The organism is Hymenobacter cellulosivorans (genome assembly GCF_022919135.1).
Taxonomy (GTDB): Bacteria; Bacteroidota; Bacteroidia; order Cytophagales; family Hymenobacteraceae; genus Hymenobacter; species Hymenobacter cellulosivorans.
On sequence record NZ_CP095049.1, the window covers coordinates 764,584 to 782,840 of the forward strand.

23 protein-coding genes are annotated in these 18,257 nt (G+C 60.3%); 8 read left to right on the forward strand and 15 right to left on the reverse strand.

Annotation, left to right across the window (positions count from 1 at the left end):
* The first annotated feature begins 6 nt into the window (after positions 1-6).
* The 3 genes from MUN80_RS03330 to thiH all read left to right on the forward strand — a co-directional run bounded on the left by MUN80_RS03330 (position 7) and on the right by thiH (position 2,630).
* Positions 7-627 (forward strand): thiamine phosphate synthase, encoded by a 621-nt coding sequence (locus MUN80_RS03330; protein ID WP_244719616.1) that lies wholly within the window; start codon positions 7-9, stop codon positions 625-627.
* 10 nt (positions 628-637) lie between these two features.
* Positions 638-1,411, forward strand: coding sequence for a thiazole synthase (locus MUN80_RS03335; RefSeq protein ID WP_244719618.1), 774 nt, complete (start codon positions 638-640; stop codon positions 1,409-1,411).
* A 94-nt stretch (positions 1,412-1,505) separates the two neighbouring features.
* Positions 1,506-2,630, forward strand: a complete 1,125-nt coding sequence (gene thiH, locus MUN80_RS03340) for a 2-iminoacetate synthase ThiH (RefSeq protein ID WP_244719620.1) — start codon at positions 1,506-1,508, stop codon at positions 2,628-2,630.
* Positions 2,631-2,848: 218 nt separating this feature from the next.
* On the opposite strand, the gene MUN80_RS03345 is transcribed toward thiH, so the two are convergent.
* Together MUN80_RS03345 and MUN80_RS03350 are read right to left on the reverse strand one after the other, a co-directional pair.
* On the reverse strand, positions 2,849-3,463 hold the full coding sequence (locus MUN80_RS03345; RefSeq protein ID WP_244719622.1) for a thiamine phosphate synthase: 615 nt from the start codon (positions 3,461-3,463) through the stop codon (positions 2,849-2,851).
* Positions 3,464-3,465: 2 nt separating this feature from the next.
* A complete protein-coding gene (locus MUN80_RS03350) occupies positions 3,466-3,903 on the reverse strand; it encodes a thioesterase family protein (protein ID WP_244719624.1) in 438 nt (145 codons plus the stop codon).
* Between the two features lie 18 nt (positions 3,904-3,921).
* On the opposite strand from MUN80_RS03350, the gene mnmC2 reads away from it, so the two are divergent.
* From mnmC2 to MUN80_RS03370, 4 genes are all read left to right on the forward strand, one after another.
* On the forward strand, positions 3,922-4,623 hold the full coding sequence (gene mnmC2 / locus MUN80_RS03355; RefSeq protein ID WP_244719626.1) for a tRNA (5-methylaminomethyl-2-thiouridine)(34)-methyltransferase MnmC2: 702 nt from the start codon (positions 3,922-3,924) through the stop codon (positions 4,621-4,623).
* A gap of 121 nt (positions 4,624-4,744) precedes the next feature.
* On the forward strand, positions 4,745-5,560 hold the full coding sequence (locus MUN80_RS03360; RefSeq protein WP_244719629.1) for an archaemetzincin: 816 nt from the start codon (positions 4,745-4,747) through the stop codon (positions 5,558-5,560).
* A 72-nt stretch (positions 5,561-5,632) separates the two neighbouring features.
* Complete coding sequence (locus MUN80_RS03365) at positions 5,633-6,847, forward strand: DUF2157 domain-containing protein (protein WP_244719632.1); 1,215 nt, start codon at positions 5,633-5,635, stop codon at positions 6,845-6,847.
* 2 nt (positions 6,848-6,849) lie between these two features.
* Positions 6,850-7,395: a GDYXXLXY domain-containing protein gene (locus MUN80_RS03370; protein ID WP_244719634.1), complete on the forward strand. Its 546-nt coding sequence runs from the start codon at positions 6,850-6,852 to the stop codon at positions 7,393-7,395.
* A gap of 8 nt (positions 7,396-7,403) precedes the next feature.
* Here MUN80_RS03370 and MUN80_RS03375 read toward each other — a convergent pair whose 3' ends face one another.
* The 7 genes from MUN80_RS03375 to bshC form a co-directional block, all read right to left on the reverse strand.
* A complete protein-coding gene (locus MUN80_RS03375; protein WP_244719636.1) occupies positions 7,404-7,916 on the reverse strand; it encodes an ExbD/TolR family protein in 513 nt (170 codons plus the stop codon).
* A gap of 8 nt (positions 7,917-7,924) precedes the next feature.
* On the reverse strand, positions 7,925-8,440 hold the full coding sequence (locus MUN80_RS03380) for an ExbD/TolR family protein (RefSeq protein WP_244719639.1): 516 nt from the start codon (positions 8,438-8,440) through the stop codon (positions 7,925-7,927).
* Between the two features lie 14 nt (positions 8,441-8,454).
* A complete protein-coding gene (locus tag MUN80_RS03385) occupies positions 8,455-8,979 on the reverse strand; it encodes an ExbD/TolR family protein (protein WP_244719641.1) in 525 nt (174 codons plus the stop codon).
* Positions 8,980-8,995: 16 nt separating this feature from the next.
* A complete protein-coding gene (locus MUN80_RS03390; protein ID WP_244719644.1) occupies positions 8,996-9,490 on the reverse strand; it encodes a biopolymer transporter ExbD in 495 nt (164 codons plus the stop codon).
* Between the two features lie 77 nt (positions 9,491-9,567).
* Positions 9,568-10,146 carry a 5-formyltetrahydrofolate cyclo-ligase gene (locus MUN80_RS03395; RefSeq protein ID WP_244719647.1) on the reverse strand — a complete coding sequence of 193 codons (579 nt, stop codon included), beginning with the start codon at positions 10,144-10,146 and terminating at the stop codon, positions 9,568-9,570.
* Between the two features lie 37 nt (positions 10,147-10,183).
* Positions 10,184-11,056, reverse strand: a complete 873-nt coding sequence (locus MUN80_RS03400) for a carboxypeptidase-like regulatory domain-containing protein (RefSeq protein WP_244719650.1) — start codon at positions 11,054-11,056, stop codon at positions 10,184-10,186.
* 108 nt (positions 11,057-11,164) lie between these two features.
* Positions 11,165-12,745, reverse strand: coding sequence for a bacillithiol biosynthesis cysteine-adding enzyme BshC (gene bshC, locus MUN80_RS03405; RefSeq protein WP_244719653.1), 1,581 nt, complete (start codon positions 12,743-12,745; stop codon positions 11,165-11,167).
* Positions 12,746-12,895: 150 nt separating this feature from the next.
* Between bshC and MUN80_RS03410 the strand changes: the two genes are divergently transcribed.
* Positions 12,896-13,111, forward strand: a complete 216-nt coding sequence (locus MUN80_RS03410; protein ID WP_244719656.1) for a hypothetical protein — start codon at positions 12,896-12,898, stop codon at positions 13,109-13,111.
* A gap of 39 nt (positions 13,112-13,150) precedes the next feature.
* Here MUN80_RS03410 and rimO read toward each other — a convergent pair whose 3' ends face one another.
* The 6 genes from rimO to rpmG all read right to left on the reverse strand — a co-directional run bounded on the left by rimO (position 13,151) and on the right by rpmG (position 18,209).
* Positions 13,151-14,464 carry a 30S ribosomal protein S12 methylthiotransferase RimO gene (gene rimO, locus MUN80_RS03415; RefSeq protein ID WP_244719659.1) on the reverse strand — a complete coding sequence of 438 codons (1,314 nt, stop codon included), beginning with the start codon at positions 14,462-14,464 and terminating at the stop codon, positions 13,151-13,153.
* Positions 14,465-14,618: 154 nt separating this feature from the next.
* Complete coding sequence (locus MUN80_RS03420) at positions 14,619-15,773, reverse strand: acyltransferase family protein (RefSeq protein WP_244719662.1); 1,155 nt, start codon at positions 15,771-15,773, stop codon at positions 14,619-14,621.
* A gap of 96 nt (positions 15,774-15,869) precedes the next feature.
* Complete coding sequence (locus MUN80_RS03425) at positions 15,870-16,595, reverse strand: hypothetical protein (RefSeq protein ID WP_244719665.1); 726 nt, start codon at positions 16,593-16,595, stop codon at positions 15,870-15,872.
* Positions 16,596-16,681: 86 nt separating this feature from the next.
* The gene (gene ftsY, locus MUN80_RS03430) at positions 16,682-17,662 is read right to left on the reverse strand and encodes a signal recognition particle-docking protein FtsY (RefSeq protein ID WP_244719668.1); all 981 of its coding nucleotides are present in this window, start codon (positions 17,660-17,662) and stop codon (positions 16,682-16,684) included.
* A 195-nt stretch (positions 17,663-17,857) separates the two neighbouring features.
* Positions 17,858-18,019, reverse strand: a complete 162-nt coding sequence (locus MUN80_RS03435) for a DUF4295 domain-containing protein (protein WP_073105196.1) — start codon at positions 18,017-18,019, stop codon at positions 17,858-17,860.
* 7 nt (positions 18,020-18,026) lie between these two features.
* The gene (gene rpmG, locus MUN80_RS03440; protein ID WP_100337992.1) at positions 18,027-18,209 is read right to left on the reverse strand and encodes a 50S ribosomal protein L33; all 183 of its coding nucleotides are present in this window, start codon (positions 18,207-18,209) and stop codon (positions 18,027-18,029) included.
* Positions 18,210-18,257 lie beyond the last annotated feature (48 nt).

Below are 18,257 nucleotides of genomic sequence, written 5' to 3' on the forward strand. Positions count from 1 at the left end.
AACTTCATGCAGATCAGCAACCTTCATTTCATCACCGACCGGCCCGACCACGCCGAGCAGGCCTGCCGCGGCGGGGTGCGCTGGGTACAGCTTCGGGTCAAAAACACCCCAGCTGCTACCTGGCGGCAGCTGGCCCTCGACACCCAAGTCGTGTGTCGCGCTTACGGCGCTACGCTCATTATCAACGACAACCCCCACCTGGCCCTGGAAATCGGCGCCGATGGGGTACACCTGGGCAAGCAAGATATGGCCCCCATTGACGCCCGGATTCTGCTCGGTCCCGACAAAATCATCGGCGGCACGGCCAACACCTTCGCCGATATTGAGCAGCATGCCAAGGCCGGCGTCGACTACCTCGGGGTGGGCCCGTTCCGCTTCACCACGACCAAGGAAAATCTGAGTCCGATTCTGGGGCTGGCCGGTTATGCCGCTCTGGTGGAGCAGTGCCAGGGGGCTGGTCTTACGATTCCCATCATCGGCATTGGCGGCATTACCCTGGCCGACGTGACCACGCTTCAGGTTATTGGCCTGGATGGAATAGCCGTGTCCGGTGCTATAGCCCAGGCCCCCGACCTAACCCGGGCCGCGGCTGAGTTTGTCGACCATTTGCAGGAGCAGGCCCGCTAAGGCATTGACTATGAAAACCCAACCTCTCGTTATTGCTGGCCGCACGTTTTCGTCCCGGCTATTTACCGGCACCGGCAAGTTCAGTTCGGCCCCGCTGATGGAAGAAGCCCTGCTGGCCTCCGGTTCGGAGCTGGTAACGGTAGCCCTGAAGCGCGTGGACGTGACGTCGGCCGACGACGACCTGCTGCGCCACCTGGGTCACGTGCAGTTCAGTCTCTTGCCCAACACCTCCGGGGTACGCACGGCCAAGGAAGCTGTATTTGCCGCCCAGCTGGCCCGTGAAGCCCTGGAAACCGATTGGCTCAAGCTCGAAATTCACCCCGACCCCAAGTACCTGCTGCCCGACCCGGTCGAAACCCTGAAGGCGGCGGAGGAACTGGTGAAGCTGGGCTTCGTGGTACTGCCCTACATCCACGCCGACCCGGTGCTGTGTAAGCGCCTAGAGGAAGTAGGCGTGGCCGCCGTCATGCCCCTGGGCTCTCCCATTGGCTCCAATAAAGGCCTGCTGACCCGAGAGTTTCTCGAAATCATCATCGGCCAGAGCCGGGTGCCGGTCGTCGTCGACGCCGGTATCGGGGCCCCGTCGCACGCAGCGGCGGCCCTGGAAATGGGGGCCGACGCGGTGCTGGTAAATACCGCCATTGCCGTGGCCGGGCAGCCCGTAGCCATGGCCCACGCCTTCCGCCTAGCCGTGGAAGCCGGCCGCCTAGCCTACGAAGCCAAGCTGGCCGCGCCGGTAAGTCACGCCGTAGCCAGCTCTCCGCTCACCGCTTTTCTGGACTAGTCGTTCGTTTTTAGTTGTCAGTTGCTAGTTGTCAGTTGCTAGCTCCTGCTGATGCCCACCACTAACAACTGACAACCAACAACTGACAACTAGCATGAGCTTCCGACCCATCTTTGCGGCCCACGCCTGGGACGACGTTAAGGCCGGTATCTACGCCAAAACGGCGGCCGATGTGGAGCGGGCCCTGGCGGCACCAAAACGGACGCTGGCGGACTTTCAGGCGCTGATTTCGCCGGCCGCCGCGCCCTATCTGGAGCGCATGGCCCAGCTTAGCCAGCAGCTCACGCGCCAACGGTTCGGCAACACGGTGCAGCTCTACGTGCCGCTGTACCTGAGCAACGAGTGCCAGAACATCTGCACCTATTGCGGCTTCAGCCTCGATAATAAGATTCGGCGGCGCACCTTGAGCAGCGTCGAGATGCTGCAGGAGGCAGCCGTGCTCAAGCAGTGGGGCTACGACCATGTGCTGCTCGTAACCGGGGAGGCCAACCAGACTGTGGGCGTGGATTACCTGGAAAAGGCCCTGCAAACGCTTCGGCCCCATTTCTCCCATATTTCCATGGAGGTGCAGCCCCTCGACCAGGCCGACTACGAACGGCTGATTCCGCAAGGCCTGAACACGGTGCTGGTCTACCAGGAAACCTACCACGAGGCCGATTACCGCCAGCACCATCCCAAAGGCAAGAAAAGCAACTTTCACTACCGCCTCGATACCCCCGACCGCCTGGGCCGGGCCGGCATTCACAAGATGGGGCTAGGCGTACTCTTCGGCCTGGAAGACTGGCGCACCGACGCCTTCTACACCGCCCTGCACCTCGACTACCTGGAGCGCACCTACTGGCAAACCAAGTACAGCCTCTCGTTTCCGCGCCTGCGTCCCGCCGAGGGTTTGCTGCAGCCCAAGGTCGAAATGACGGACCGGGAACTGGTGCAGCTGATCTGCGCCTACCGCCTACTCAATGAGGAAGTGGAGCTGTCCATTTCTACTAGAGAAAGCCCCACCTTCCGCGACAACATTATCCGTCTGGGCATCACCAGCATCAGCGCCGGCTCTAAGACCAATCCCGGCGGCTACGCCGTGGCCCCCGAGTCGCTGGAGCAGTTCGAGATTTCGGACGAGCGCAGCCCCGCCGATATTGCCGCCATGCTGCGCCGCCAGGGCTACGAGCCCGTCTGGAAAGACTGGGACCCCACGCTCACCGCCATATCCCGCCGGTAGCGCAGCCCCGCCGATATTGCCGCCATGCTGCGCCGCCAGGGCTACGAGCCCGTCTGGAAAGACTGGGACCCCACGCTCACCGCCATATCCCGCCGGTAGCGCAGCCCCGCCGATATTGCCGCCATGCTGCGCCGCCAGGGCTACGAGCCCGTCTGGAAAGACTGGGACCCCACGCTCACCGCCATATCCCGCCGGTAAGGCAAACGACATAGTTTGCGCTACAGCGGCTGGGCGGCCACTTGCTGCAACTCGCGGAACACAGCCACCGGGTCGGGGTGCTGCCAGATGGCCCCGAGGGCGGCGGCGCCTGTGAAGCCCAACTCCCGGGCCGGGCCCAGGGTAGCGGTATCGATGCCGCCTAGGGCAACTACCTGCGGCTGGTAGCCGCGGCGGGCCGCCCAGCGGCGCAGGGCGGCTACCAGCTCCTGGGGCGGAAATGCGGCCGAGTAGCCGACTTTGCTGATGCTGTTGAAGATCGGGCTCAGAAACACGTGGTGGTAGCGCCGCCGGTGCCGGCTCAGCTCGTCCAGGCTGTGAAACGAGGTGGAAAGATGCTGGCCGGGCGCCGGGCGGCCACGCCAGGTTTCGCGCGTGGCGGCGGGCAGGTGCAGGCCCTGCAGGGCGTAGTCACGGGCCAGGTCGTGGTGCTGGTGCAGCATGATGCGGCCGTGAAACTGCTCCGGCACAGCTTGCAGGTAGGCTTCCACTTCGGCCCGGGAGGCGCCGGGCTTGCGCAGGTGCAGGGTGGTGAGGCCAGCGGCAAATAACTCTTCCAATACCTGGTGCTCTTCGGGCAGAAACCAGGGTGAGGAAATAAGCAACAGTGGAAACATACCTAAGCTTGTGCAGCGGAGTGGAGAATCCCGGCCAGGTCCGCGGCCATGGGGCGCAGCTTGCGGGTGGTGTAGTCGAAGAGCAGCATGCCGGTTTTGGCCCGGGCAATTTCGCGACCTTCCTGGTTTTTCACCCAATACACCACGTCGAATCCGTACTTCTGCACGTCGGTAGCGGCCAGCTGCACGTGCAGCACATCGCCGTAGAAGGCCTCGCCCTTGTATTCGATGGCCACATCGGCCATGATAACGCCCTGGCCCGTAGCCGGATCTACCTCCCGCAGCCCCAGGTGCTGCAAGAACTGCACCCGGGCTTCGTGCAAGAGGCTGAGCAGGGCATCGTTGCCGAGGTGGTTGCCATAGTTAAGGTCGGTGATGCGGACCGGCAGCTGGACCGTCAGGGAATATGTGGTGGGTAACGCTACTTTTACGCGGGCCATTTGCCAAGAACAGAAGTTATGATGCAGGAAACCGAAGGCGGTGTAAAAGTAGAAGTTAGAACCACAGCCGATGGTTCGAGCACCTTGTACGTGCCCGCGCTGGATGAGCACTACCACTCTACCCACGGCGCTTTGCAGGAAGCCCAGCACGTGTACCTGGCCGCCGGCCTGGAAGCGAAGCTGGCCCCGGCTACCGGCCCGGTGCGGGTCCTCGAAATCGGCTTTGGCACCGGCCTCAACGCCCTGCTAACCCTGCAGCGCAGCCTTACGGCCCGCCACATCATCGAGTACGACACGCTGGAAAAATATCCTCTGCCGCCCACCGTTATCCAGAGCCTGGGCGTGGAGCGCTACGTGCTCAACCCCGAGCTACTGGCCTTTCACGAGTACCTGCACGCCGCTCCTTGGAAGGAAGTGGTACACCTGACCGAGCATTTCCTGCTGCACAAGCAGCCCACCGCCCTCCAGGATACTGCCCTACCTGCCCAGCGCTATAACGTTATCTACTTCGACGCCTTTGCCCCCGACAAGCAACCCGATATGTGGACCGAAGCCGTTTTCGAGCAGCTCTACCACGCCACCGCCACCGACGGAATTCTGGTGAGCTACTGCGCCAAGGGCTCCTTCCGCCGCAGCCTCAAGGCCGCGGGCTGGCTGGTGGAAAAGCTGCCCGGCCCGCCCGGCAAGCGCGAGATGACCCGGGCCCGGAAGCAAGCCTAAACCACCCGGTTGACAGCCAGCTATTTGCAAATTCTTTTGACTGTGCCGGATGGCTTATCTTTTTCTCCCGCTCCTTGTTTTTCTTCTTTCCTGCGGGAGTAGCGCATCTACTGCCTCCTTTTTGCCAGCGGCAAAAACCTATTTTCAGGCAATACAGAAAAACGACTTTCCCCTGAAAAAGCCGCAGCCTGGCGAGTGGCTTTATGAAAACCAGGAAGCCGGGCAGAACCTGGAAGCCTACCAGCAGCTTCCGCCTTTCCGCCCCGATTCGCTTACCCAAACTATTTATTTACAGCCAGTAGGCCGCTTTTCGACATTGCAGCGCCAGGCGCTACAAGCCACTCAGGAATATTTACACATTTTCTACCAGCGGCCGGTGCTGCTGCTGCCCGCAGTGGCCGATACCCTGGTTCCACGTGCGGCCCGGCGCCGACAGAATGGCCATGAACAGCTGCTGGCGCCTTATCTACTCGACAACTATCTGAAAACCCGACTACCCAGCACTGGCTTGGCGCTCATGGCCATCAGTGCCAAAGACCTGTACCCTAAGCCGGAGTGGAACTACGTGCTTGGGTTGGCTTCGTACCCGGACCGAGTGGGGGTTACCTCCATCTACCGGCTACAGGACCAAACCCTAACGTCCGAAAACTACACCCGCTGCCTGACCCGCCTGATCAATATTTCATCCCATGAAATCGGGCACATGCTTTCCCTGCATCATTGCACCTATGCCCGTTGTGTGATGAATGGCACCAATAGTCTGTCGGAAACCGATACTACGCCCAACCGTCTCTGCTCGGAGTGCCAAACGAAGCTCTACTGGAATTTGCACTACGACAACATCCGTCGTTTACGGGAGTTAACCAGCTTCTTTCACAGAAACCGACTTCGCCGAGACTACTCATTAGCCCAAATGGACCTCAAACAACTCCCTTGAGTACATTTGTCCTTGATACTTGCCTTCGCTACTAGTCCTGGCTTTTATTCTGATTCTGCGTAAAATCCACCTATGAGTCGAACGCTACTGGAAACCGATGGCCCCGAGTGGGTGCGCAAAGGCATTATTACGGCCGAGCAGCACCAGCAGCTGCTGGCCCTCTATCCCGAAGACCAGCGCGCGGTGGGCCTCTTGCCCCTGCTGGGCTCTTTGCTGCTGGGCCTAAGCGCGCTGAGCATCGTGGCCGCCAACTGGCAGGGCCTACCCGAGTGGCTGCGCCTGCTGCTGCTGCTGGGCAGCATGGGCGGGGCCTACGCGGGCGGGGAGTACTTTTTGCAGCGCAAAAACGAGTCGCTGGGCATCGGCCTCATTGGGCTGGGCCTGATTCTGTTCGGCTGCGGCATCATTCTCACCAGCCAGATGTATCAGCTCATCGGCTACGACGCACCGGGCCTGCTGGCCTGGGCCCTGGCGGGTACGGCCCTCACCTACCTCTACCGCAGCCGCACCATCTTCGTGCTCATGGCCGCCATCGGGGGCATCGTGCAGGGCTACAGCACCGGGCAGCTGGGCACGTTCAGCTACCTCACCGCCGCCCTCACCGTGGTGGGCCTGGGTTACTACTGGTGGCGCCACCCCAATGCCCTGCTGGGCACGGTGCTGGCTACTGGCCTGTTGTGGCAGGCCGGCCTGCTCATCGGGCACTTGCACGCCAAAATTACCTGGTTCTTTATTCCAGCCATGCTTATCTACGCCGTCGGCGACTGGCAAACCGACCGTGCCGCTGGCCGGGCCCTGCAAACCCCGCCCCTGGCCGCAGCCTTCCTCTTCACTTTGGGCCTGGCCCTCTACGGCGAAGCTGATACTTATGCCGGCATGCTACGCCCGCCCTTCCTGGCCTATATCGGGGCGCTGCTGGGTGTGTTTGCGCTGTCGTTGTGGGGCAAATACCGCCGAGGCCGCCCCGGCAGCGCTACCGACTGGCTCCTGCTGCTGCCCGGCTTCTACCTGCACGGCGGTTTGGCCCTGGCTATTGCGACGCTGGTGGTACTCTACGCCTACTCGGGCACGGTACTGTGGCGGGCCCACCAGGAAAACAACCCCGACCGGGTCACCCTGGGTACTATTCTATTCATCATTACCACCATGGTGGCCTACTTCAAGCTGACCTGGGCCTTTATGGATAAGTCGCTGTTCTTCCTGGTGGGCGGCGTACTGCTGCTGGGAATGAGCTGGTATCTGCGGCGCAAGAATGCCCAGTCGTTGTCGTCCAAACAGCCCGAGTAAGCATGGCCACGCCCGCCCCCACTACCACCTTCACCCACCGCCGCCTCATCGGGCTGGCCGTGGCCGCTCAAATGCTGTTCATCCTGGCCGTGGCCGGGGCCGGCTACGCCACCACGGCCCTGGGCCGCACCATCACGCTGCGCACCACCCCCGTCGACCCGCGCGACCTGCTCTACGGCGACTACCTGCGGCTCAACTACAGCATCAGTCAGGTAGCGCCCACGCTTTGGCAGGGCCCCGAGCCGCCCCGCAAGCACCAGCCCGTATACGTGCTGCTCCGCCCCCAAAACGGCTCTTACGAAGCCACCGCCGTTTACCCCACCGAGCCCACTGCTCCCGCTCCCGACCAAGCCATCCTGCGCGGCTGGGTAACGGACAGCTGGCGCCACGGCCTGCGCCTGCGTTACAACCTGGAGCGCTACTACGTACCCGAAGCCACGGGCAAATCCCTGCAAAAAACCGGCGGTCGGCGGCCTTTGCTAGTGCAAGTAAGCGTGGCGCCCTGGGGCCAGGCCCGCATTACGAAGGTAGCCGAGCTGCCGAAGTAGCAGCTTGGTTATAGGCCGTTCTTTCTTAGTAATTTCTCTTCTCGTTGGGTTATATCCACTAGAGCAAACTGGTACTGGTCAGTAATACTCATTTCATCCAAGGCATTTACAATATCCCCGTACTTGGCGTTATCGGATGGCTTGATTAGAACTATCAACTCACCGGACTCGCGCTTTTGCTTTAGTAAAACTTGCCGCAAGCCAGTGGAAGTAAAATCCGTTATGCATATCTCAGGCGTCTCACCTGCTGCCAGCACCCCAGGGTAATACCAAACCTTGCCGTGCTTGCCCAACACTAGGGTCATTGCATCGATCAGTTTACATCCTACCGCTTCATCATTAGGGCTGGGCTTCACCGGCATCGATAATTGTAAGACTGTCGGCTTTGAGAACTCCGCGGCCAGCAGAAAGAACGTGACGAGCAAAAAGCCCAACCCCACCATCGGAGCCATGTCCGGGTGCAGGATGCGGCGGAAAGTGCGGCGGGCCGAGCGCGGACCGGTATTCGGCGGCGTAGTCATAAAGGCGCTTATAGATTGTATTGCTTTAGCAACTCATAGTCTCCCTGGAACATATCTGAGATTGTGTATCGCTTTTGGCCAGTGATATTCATCTCATCGAGCACATCGACTAAGTCGCGGTATTTGGCGTAGGGCCCCGGTTTGATTATTACCATCGTTCTGGGGTTTACAGCATTTTCTGCCAGCAATACCCGCCGCAGGCCAGCAGGACTAATATTTGTCGTTTGCAGTTTCGTATTCTCGCTATTGTAATCGTAACCATCTCCCTTGTAGTAATGCACCTGGCTATTCTTACCAAGAATCAGTGTTGTAACATCTCGACTTAGCGGGCCTCCACAGTACAAATTGCCCGAACCGTGCTTCGGTTTCATAGGCATCGTCAACTGCATTATTGTCGGCTTTGCCAGCTCCGCTGTGAATAGAAAAAATGTCACCAGCAAAAACCCCAGCCCCACCATCAGGGTCATGTCCGGGTGCAGAATGCGGCGAGTAGAGCGTAGACTAATGGGCTGGAAGCGGGTCATAATGCTGGTGGTTCTTACAGATTGTGCTGCTTGAGCAGCTCGTAGTCGCGCTGGGAGAGGTCCACTACCGCGTATTTTTTCTGGTCAGTGATATTTATCTCATCCAGCGCGTCCACCAAGTCGCGGTACTTAGCATCCGGCCCTGGTTTGATAAGAACAATGACTCCATATTCTTGCTGGCGAGCTTCCAGCAAGAGCCGCCGCAAGCCAGCTGCCCCACCGTGCGTAGTATGCAACTCGGGTGCTTCATACGAACGGAGGCCACCTCGATAGTAATGCACCTGCCCATTCTTGCCCAGGATGAGCGAGAGGCTATTATCAATTCCAAAGCAAATTGACGCGTTGGGGTCTAGCGTAGGCTTCACCGGCATCGTCAGCTGCATTACCGTGGGCTTCACAAAGTCCGCGGCCAGCAGAAAGAACGTGACCAGCAAAAACCCCAGCCCCACCATCGGGGTCATGTCCGGGTGCAGGATGCGGCGGAAAGTGCGGCGGGCCGAGCGCAGGCCCGTGGTTACGGTAGGTTGGGAAGCAGCCATAATGCAGTAAATGTTTTTACAGACCGTTGTGCCGCAGCAGCGCGTAATCAAGCTTGTGCAGATCTACCACCGCATACTTTTTCTGGGCGGTGATGTTCATTTCGTCCAGCGCGGCCACCAAGTCGCGGTACTTGGCGCCGGGGCCGGGCTTGATGAGAACAACGAGCCAGGGATTTTCGGCGCGGGCTTCCAGCACAATCCGCCGCAGGCTCTGGTCCCCGCTGCGGATGGTCTGTAACTTAGGCAATTCCGCCGAATAGAACCCGCCCCGGTAATAATGAATCTGGTGCTGGCGGCCGAGCAGCAGCGTAAGGCCATCACGATCTGAATGTTTCTGAGTGTCTTGCCGATGACTCCGGGGCGGTAGGGTCAGCTGCACTACCGTTTGCTTTACCGATTGGGAAGTCAGCAGCAGCAGTACGGCCAGCACCAGGCTCACCCCAACGAGGGGCATCAAATCCGGGGGCCGCATACCTCGGCGGCTGGGGCGGATAGAGGATAAAGTAGGCATTGTGCGCGAAGGTTAGGGACCTGACGCCCAGGCAACGCTCCGCTGCCGCCGTTTGTTGTTGACGCCCAGCGCCGGCTTTACTGCTCGAAGCGCCACACGCGGGTGGGCGTTACGCAGGCATGCAGGCGCACGTCACCCTCCCAGGCATCGGCGATGCGCAGCACGGGGTCTTCGAGCGAGAGGCCGATGCGCAGCACGTCGGAGCGGCACTGCTGCAAAAACCGGTCGTAGAATCCTTTGCCGTAGCCCACGCGGTTGCCAGCCTCGTCGAAGGCCAGCAAGGGCAGCAGCACGGCGTCCAGCTCCTGGGGTGCCACTTCCTCGGCATTGAGCGGCTCGGGCACATCCCAGGCATTTTCCGCCAGCTCGGTCTGGGGCGTGAGCAGGTAGTGGCGCAGGGAAAGCCCGTCTTCCTGCATCACCGGCACCACGATGCGCACCTGGGGAAACTCGCGCCAGAAGCGGCGGATAATGGCCCAGGTATCCAGCTCGCGCTGCCGCTGAATGGGCAGAAACACGTGTACGGCCCGCAGCCGGGTCAGGTAGGTTTCTTTAAACAGCTGCTCGGCCACCTGCTGGCTGCGGGTCACCAGGTCCAGGTCCGACATGGCCCGGCGCCACGCCAGCATCTGCCGGCGCAGGTCACTTTTTAACATAATTGGTAAGGTGCTGGGTGCGCATCACTAGCCAGGGTTAGTCCTGAGCGGTTACGTAAAAGCTGATCTTAGGCTGCATACCCGCCAGCACGGCCCCTGCCGAGGCCCGCTCCCAGGTGGCCTGACTGGTTTTGCGCAGGTACAAGTCATTATTGGCGTAGCCCAGGCCTGCCACGAAGGCCAGCTGCGACTTCACCTTGGCCTTCTCCGGACCTTTAATCCATTCCAGGGCCAGCATAAAGTCCTCATCCAAGATCAGCTGATCCGGCGCCAAATCGACGCTGATAGTCCCTTTTTCAACGCTGGAGGTAACAATAACGTCGCGGTGCAGTAGCTTTTCTTCCGAGGGCCGGCCGTCGGGTAGCAGCCGGTAGATGTTGACCCGGAAAGTGAGCGGCCCGCTGTGGTTATAGGCCACGCTGAAATTGGCATTCACCAGCCGGGTTGGCTTGCTTTTCAGGTTGATAACTGAGCCGATTTCCGTGCCCAGATCATCCGAGGTCATCGTCAGCGTGCCATTCCCATCCGGCTTTTTGAAGCCCAGAACTCGGGTATGCTTATACAGGCCCTTGGCCTTGACCTTCACCTCGCGCAGCACCACCGCCTCCGGGCTCAGCTCCACGGTGGGCTGCTGGCGCAGCTCCTGCACCCGCAGCAGCCGGGGCCGGAACCCCAGGCTCGATACCCGCACGGTGTCGGTGGCATGGGTCGGGCCGACGGGCAGGTGGTAGGTACCCTTATCGTCGGCCACCGTGCCGACACCCTTATGCAGCACCCCGATGTTGACGTAGGGTAGTGGCTCGTGGGTCTTGGCGTCGAGGATGGTACCGGTAATGGTTTGAGCCTGGCTGGTCAGCGCGGTCAGCAAAGCCGGTAACAGCAGAATTGTACGCAGAGAATAAGTAGACACAGGAGTAAGTAAAAGGATTAATTCGATAAAGTTGGAAGCAATATAAAGCACAACAAGCGCACCCGGACCATCCGAATGCGCCTGCGGCTCAATTTAGAACTCGGTAGCCTACGCTTCCTCCACAATGGCAAACTCCAGAGCCAGGGGCTCGAAGCCGTCCAGCAGCTGGTTGATGAATTCCGGGTTGTTGATCAGAATGGACAGCACATTGTCGACGCGCTCCTGCAGGTCGCCGCCGGGAAAGAGCTTTTCCTTGACGGCCGTGAGCTGGGAATAAGCCGTTTCGTGCTTGGCTTCGGCGGCCTTGCTCAGGCGCTTTTCCAGGCCGGCCACGCCACCGGCCGTTTTCTGGGCTTCGGCGGCCACGGTTTTCACCAAAGTCGGGTCGAGGCGCTGGGCCAGCTCGGTAATTTGCTGGAACGCGGCGGCAATGGCTTGCTGCTGGTCCCGCAGGCTGATTTCCTCCTGGCCCAGGGTGGCGCCCACCTGCTTTTTGAGCTCGGGCAGGGGCCGAAAAATATCGGCGGGCGTGAGCCCCAGCTTGCGCAGCTTGCCGGCGTGGGCCTTGCCCAGGTAGAGGGCCGAGTTGCGCAGCAGTAGCATCGGAAACGGTACCTGGTTGTCGGCAAACACCTGCTTAAGCTGAAACCAGTAGGCCACTTCCGCCCCGCCTCCAATGTAACACAGGTTGGGCAGCAGAATTTCCTGGTACAGAGGCCGCAGCACCACGTTGGGGCTAAAGCACTCGGGCTGGGTGCGGGCCAGCTCCAGCAGTTCGTCCTGGGTGTAGCAAAGTTCGGTATTGCGGATGGCGTAACAGTCGCCTTCCTGCTCGATTCGCTCCCGCTTGCCTTCCGAGGTCAGGAAAAACAGGTTGAGGGGCCGCGAATACACCTGGGGCTTGTAGCCCGCCGCCTCGAGCTGGGCGTTGGTAGCCTGCACGGCTTTGTTGGACGCCTGCTCCCGGATTTCGCGCTCCAGCACCGGTACCAGAGCCTGCTTCAGCGCGGCACTGTCGCCGTCGATGCTGACCAGCCCGTACTGCCCAAACAGGGCGTGTACCAGGTGGCGGGTGGCTTCGGTAAGGGTAGCGCCGGCCTGGTAGGCTTCGCGAAAAGCGGCCGGCACGTCGGCGGGCAGCTGGTCCAGAATCTGCTCCGACAGGCCATCCAGGCTCATGCGGCCCACAGGCCCACCCACCCGCTCACTATTCCACTCGTGCTTTTTACCGAAGAGGTGAAAGTGGTTGATTTCGGCGAAGTCGTGGTCTTCGGTGGCCATCCAGTACACCGGCACGAAGTCGTACTGCGGGTACTGCTGCTTGAGCTGCCGGCTCAGCTTCAAGGTCGTGACAATCTTGTAGATGAAGTACAGCGGCCCGGTGAGCAGGTTGAGCTGGTGGCCGGTGGTGACGGTAAAAGTCGTGTCCTGGCCCAGCAGCTCCAGGTTGGCCGCTACGGCCGGGTTGAGGTCGTTTAGGCTCTGGTACTGCTCGTGCAGGGCCGCTACCAGCCGTTGCCGGGCCTCGGCCGAATAGGCCGCCTGCTTCTCGGTTATTTGGACGGCAAACTCCTCCAGCCGCGGGAAACGGTGGTAGTAGGGCTGCAGTTCGGATTTCTGACTTATATAATCGGCTAGAAAGGACGAAAAGGCGCCCGTGGCGGCGTAGCTAAGATGATGCAGGGGCATATCGGCGGGGAGAAGACAATTGGCGGTGCAAGGTCCGGAAAAAAGTACAGCAAAGCCGCAAGTTCCGGCGCTATCGGGCGCACCTCGCAGCACGTTTTGCTGTTGACAAGGCTCTACGTCCGTCTTGAATAGAGGTCAAACCACCACCGCATGAATCTGTTTCAGCTCCTGGGCTTGTGGCTGCTCATTGTCGTGCCCCTGCCCTGGATATACACGCTCATTTATATTCAGCGCGGCGAATTTCCCGGCCGCTGGGAAAAGCGCCGCTGGTTCCATACCGTACTTACTCAGCCAGTTATCGGCCTGGTGCTCTACTGGACCAAAGGCCACCGCCGCCGTCGGTCGAAACGAAAAAAAGCTGCCTGAGCGGGCAGCTTTTTTCGTTGTCAAGTTTTACGGAAGCTACTACACCAGCTTGCCGTACAGGTCGAAGTCGGAGGCATCGGTGATTTGCACGTTGGCAAAGCCGCCGAGCGACACGTAGGTATCGGGCGTGGCCGGCACTAGCACTTCGTTGTCTACCTCGGGCGAGTCGAACTCGGTGCGGCCCACGTAGTAGCCGCTTTCCTTGCGGTCGAACAGCACTTTGTAGACGTTGCCGACTTTCTGCTCGTTGAGCTCCATCGAAATACCCTGCTGCAGCTCCATAATCTGGTCGGCACGGTCCTGCTTTACGTCGGCGGGCACGTTGTCTTCCAGCGTGTAGGAGTGGGTATTGTCCTCGTGCGAGTAAGTGAAGATACCCAGGCGCTCAAAGCGGGTTTGCTCCACGAAGTCGTAAAGCTCCTCGAAATCCTGCTGGGTTTCACCGGGGTGACCGGCAATCAGCGTGGTGCGCAAGGCAATATCGGGCACCCGCTGCCGGATGGTGTCCACCAGCTCCACCGTGCGGCGCTTGCTGATGCCGCGGCGCATGGTCTTGAGCATATTGTCGCTGATATGCTGCAGGGGCATATCCAGGTACTTGCAGATGTTGGGGCGCTCCATCATCACGTCCAGGGCGTCCAGCGGGAACTGCGAGGGGTAGGCGTACTGCAGCCGGATCCAGTCGATGCCGTTCACGTCGGAAAGGTTGCGCAGCAGGTCAGCCAGTTTCCGCTCCCCGTACTTCTCTAGGCCGTAGTAGGTCAGGTCCTGGGCAATGAGAATCAGCTCCTTGGTGCCCATTGAGGCCAGGCGCTTGGCTTCCTTCACCAGGTCTTCGATGGTGCGGTCCACGTGCTTGCCGCGCATCAGTGGGATGGCGCAGAACGAGCAGGGACGGTTGCAGCCTTCGGCAATTTTGAAGTAGGCGTAGTGTCGGGGCGTGGTAATGAGCCGCTCACCCACCAGCTCGTGCTTATAGTCGGCCTCCAGGGTTTTCATCAGCTGGGGCAATTCCAGGGTGCCGAAATAGGCATCTACCTGCGGAATTTCCACCTCCAGGTCGTCCTTGTAGCGCTGCGAGAGGCAGCCCGTCACGTAGAGCTTATCCAGGCGGCCGGCTTCCTTCTCGTCGGCGTAGCGCAGGATGGTGTCGATGCTTTCCTGCTTGGCGTTGTCGATAAAGCCGCAGGTGTTGATAATCACGATGTTGGCGTCGCTCTTGTCAGCCTCGTGGGTTACCTGGAAGTTATTGGCCTGCAGTTGTCCCATCAGCACCTCCGAATCGACGAGGTTTTTGGAACAGCCCAGGGTAATGACGTTGACTTTATTGGCCAGCTGGCTTCTTACTTTCATGCGAATGGGATAAGCGGGTAGTCGGGCAATTTCTTAGCAGTGAGAAGCTTGCCCTCTTTTCACCCACGACGAATTTCGGACCGCAAAGGTACGAACTCGGCAACGCCTTTTCCTACTCGGATTGTTCCTTTTCCCAGGCAAGTCCCCGCCAGCCCTACAAGCCCCGGCCACCGGTCAGCACGCCGTACGCGCCCGGCAACAGGCGGCGCAGCCCGGCTCCTAGTAGCACGGCCAGCGCCACCACAGCCAGGGGCAGCAGCAAGTAAATCAGCAGGTTCTGCCCGGGCCACTGCCGCAGGGCTGCCTCCGTGGCATAGTTTACCAGTGGCACGTGCACGGCGTAAATCATGAAGGAGAAGCTGGTAAGCCAGACAAACCATCGCTGCCGCATGGCCCTGCGCACCAAGGCATCGGTGCCAAACCACATAACGACTACGCCCAGGACCTCACCAGCCCGGTGCAGCAAGAGCATCGGAATAAACGGCGGGTGGTCGGAGGCGAAGGCCAGGTAGGTTTTCACGCCCAGCACCGCCAGCCAGACTACCGCCAGCCAGCCCGGTCGCAGCCAGCGGGGCGGCGTAAGCAGGTTTAGCTCGCGCTTTTGCAGCCAGATACCCAGGGCAAAGAACACCAGCCCGGTGCCCTCCAGCAGCGGCGGCACGCTGATTTCGAGCAGCCAGAGCAACCCGGCCACGCTAAAATATACTTTCGGGGCCGCCAGCACGGCCTTGCGCAGCCAGGGGTAAGCCAGGTTATACACCAGCAGGCTGCGCAGAAACCAGAGTTGAAAGGGTACCGGTAGCAGCAGCCAGCGCAGTAGCAGCTCGCTCGGACTATACCCACTCACCAATGGATTAGTGGGCCCAAATACGCTCAACTCGGCCGCTAGCACCAGTTGTCGGGTCGGCGGGTACTGCTCCAGGGCCCAGGTCAGGCCCAGCCCGAAGGCACTCCAGAGCAGGTAAGGCACCAGCAGCGTCTGCACCCGGCGCTTCACCCGCACCTTATGCGGGGCCCGACTATCGTGCAGGGCAAACAGGTAGCCGGAAATAGCAAACAGAATCGGGATGCGGAAGCGCAACAACCCATTGGCCAGGAAATACTGCAGAAAAGCACTCACCGATAGGGGCTCGTCCACCGGCGTCCAGGGCTGCAGGTAGCGGGAGTGCAGGTTGTAGGCGTGCACGTACACGAGCAGCACCATGGCCACCAACGACCAGAACCGCAGCTTCTGGCTGAGAAAAGAATCGAGGCGGGCGGGCCCGGCGGCGGGCACCACCGGAGCGGAAGTTTCGTAGGCAATCGGCATACTTCTCCAGATGCGGCCGCCGCTGAATCGGTTGTCTGCTTACGCCACAGCCTGCCCTAACATATTTGGGTGATGTTAGCTCCGCTGCAATAAGCTCTACTGGCGCCTTTCGGCCACTTGCTCGGGCTTGGCAATGAGGGCCTGCATCAGCTGCTGGGCTGCTACCAGCACGGGGCCGCCCAGGGCGTCCTGCCACAGCGTATCAAAGGGAGCCTGCCCGAAGTGCAGCCCGGAAGGTGTGAGCAGGTTGAGGCGCACCTGCCCTTTGCCCGGCGCAGCAGGCCGGACCTCTTCCCAGGGTCCGATCTGCGTGGCTACCTGCTGCCCGGCCCCCAGCAAGGCCCTGATAAGCGGCGCCAAAGAATCGTCGGGGTTTTCCCACACCACGCCGGCCCCGCTGTAATTATAGTAACGCGCCGAACCGTCGGCGTAAGCGGCCAGCAGGTCCAGGCCCTGCTCCAGGCCTACTTCCACCACCACACCCAGTACTTGCTTAGCGGCTTCGGCCGGCGGGGTCACGCCCAGCTCCCGCAGAGCCTGCCAAGCCTGCAGGTAGTGCCTCGATTCCAGCCCAGCAGTAGCCAGCACCCGCCGCAGAGCCTGCTCGGCGGCTACCGCGTCGTGCTGGGCCTGGGCCTGCTGGGCTGCCGCAAACCACACCCAGGGCTCTACCGCGCGCAGGTCCGAATCGGGAGCGGGCCACTGCGCCGCAGGCAGGTCGCCGAACAGCACTTCACGGATACCCGTCGGGGGTGGAGTCGGCGCTGGAATTGGAGTTGGGGCTGCCCCCTTGAGTTTGTCGAAGAATTGCCGGAGGCCCATAGTGCAGGAATAAGTAGCTGGGCCAAGATAACGCAAAAGCGCCACCGCGGTAGGCAGTGGCGCTTTCGGCTGAGCGGCTAAGTGGCTTACTTTTTCGAAAACAGGGAGTTGACGTACGTATGCCGGTCGAAGAGCTGCAAATCGGTCATCTTCTCCCCCACCCCGATGTAGCGCACCGGAATGTTGAACTGGTCGGAGATGCCGATTACGACGCCGCCCTTGGCCGTGCCGTCGAGCTTGGTAATGGCCAGGGCCGACACCTCGGTGGCTTTGGTAAATTCCTTGGCTTGCAAAAAGGCGTTCTGGCCGGTGCTGCCGTCGAGCACCAGCAGTACCTCATGGGGCGCATCCGGAATGACCTTCTGCATCACCCGCTTGATCTTGCTGAGCTCGTTCATCAGGTTCACCTTGTTGTGCAAACGGCCGGCCGTGTCGATAATGACCACGTCGGCTCCCATTTCCACGCCTTTCTGCACCGCGTCGTAGGCTACGGAAGCGGGGTCCGTGTTCATACCATGCGAAATAACCGGCACGCCCACGCGCTGACCCCAGATGATGAGCTGGTCGACGGCGGCGGCGCGGAAGGTATCGGCGGCGCCGAGCACCACCTTCTTTCCGGCCGAGTGGAAGCGGTGGGCGAGCTTGCCAATGGTCGTGGTTTTGCCCACGCCGTTCACGCCCACTACCATAATCACGAAGGGCTGGCCGGTGTTGTCGGCTCGGTCGAGGATGGCCCGGGAGCCGGTGGCTCCGCTGTTGCCATCGAGCAGGCCGGCAATCTCCTCGCGCAGGATGCGGTCCAGCTCGCCGGTGCTTACGTACTTGTCGCGGGCTACGCGCTTTTCGATGCGGTCAATAACCTTCACCGTGGTTTCGATGCCCACGTCGGCGTGCACCAGGACGCTTTCCAGGTCGTCGAGCACGGCTTCGTCCACGGTAGCTTTACCCACCACGGCCTTGCTGAGCTGCTCAAAGAAGCTGGTTTTGGATTTCTCCAGCCCTTTATCCAGCGACTCCTGCTGCTCCTTATTCCCCTTGTCTTTCTTAAAGAAATCGAAAAGTCCCATTCGATAGTGCTTGATGCTTAGTTGTTGGCGCTTAGTCGCGCAACCGCCGCGAAGCGGGTGCAAGGTGGCTTTTTATCTGCGGTTCAGCACTAAGCCCGATCCAGCCAGCACGCTCAACAAATCCTTATACACGCAAAAAAGTCCCACGGCGGCGGGACTTCTTCACTTCATTCAGGTACGCCCGAAGGCGCCGAATTACTTCGTGCCGGAAGCAATAAACTCCTGCACTTTGTCTACGGGTACCATCTCCTCGCGGAAGGTGTAAGCGCCGGTTTTAGGCGACTTTACAGCGCGGATGACTTTTGCCCAGTCTTTGCCGCCTGCTACTTTCAGGGTTGCTACTACTTTCTTAGCCATCGCTCAATTACTTGATTTCCTTGTGGACGGTCATTTTCTTGAGCACGGGGTTGAACTTCTTCAACTCAACACGCTCAGGCGTATTCTTACGGTTCTTGGTGGTAATGTAGCGCGAGGTGCCCGGCATACCCGAGTTCTTGTGCTCGGTGCACTCCAGGATTACCTGCACCCGGTTTCCTTTCTTAGCCATCTCGACTTGGGGTTTTGGATTAAGGACTGCAAAGGTACAAGTGTTTTC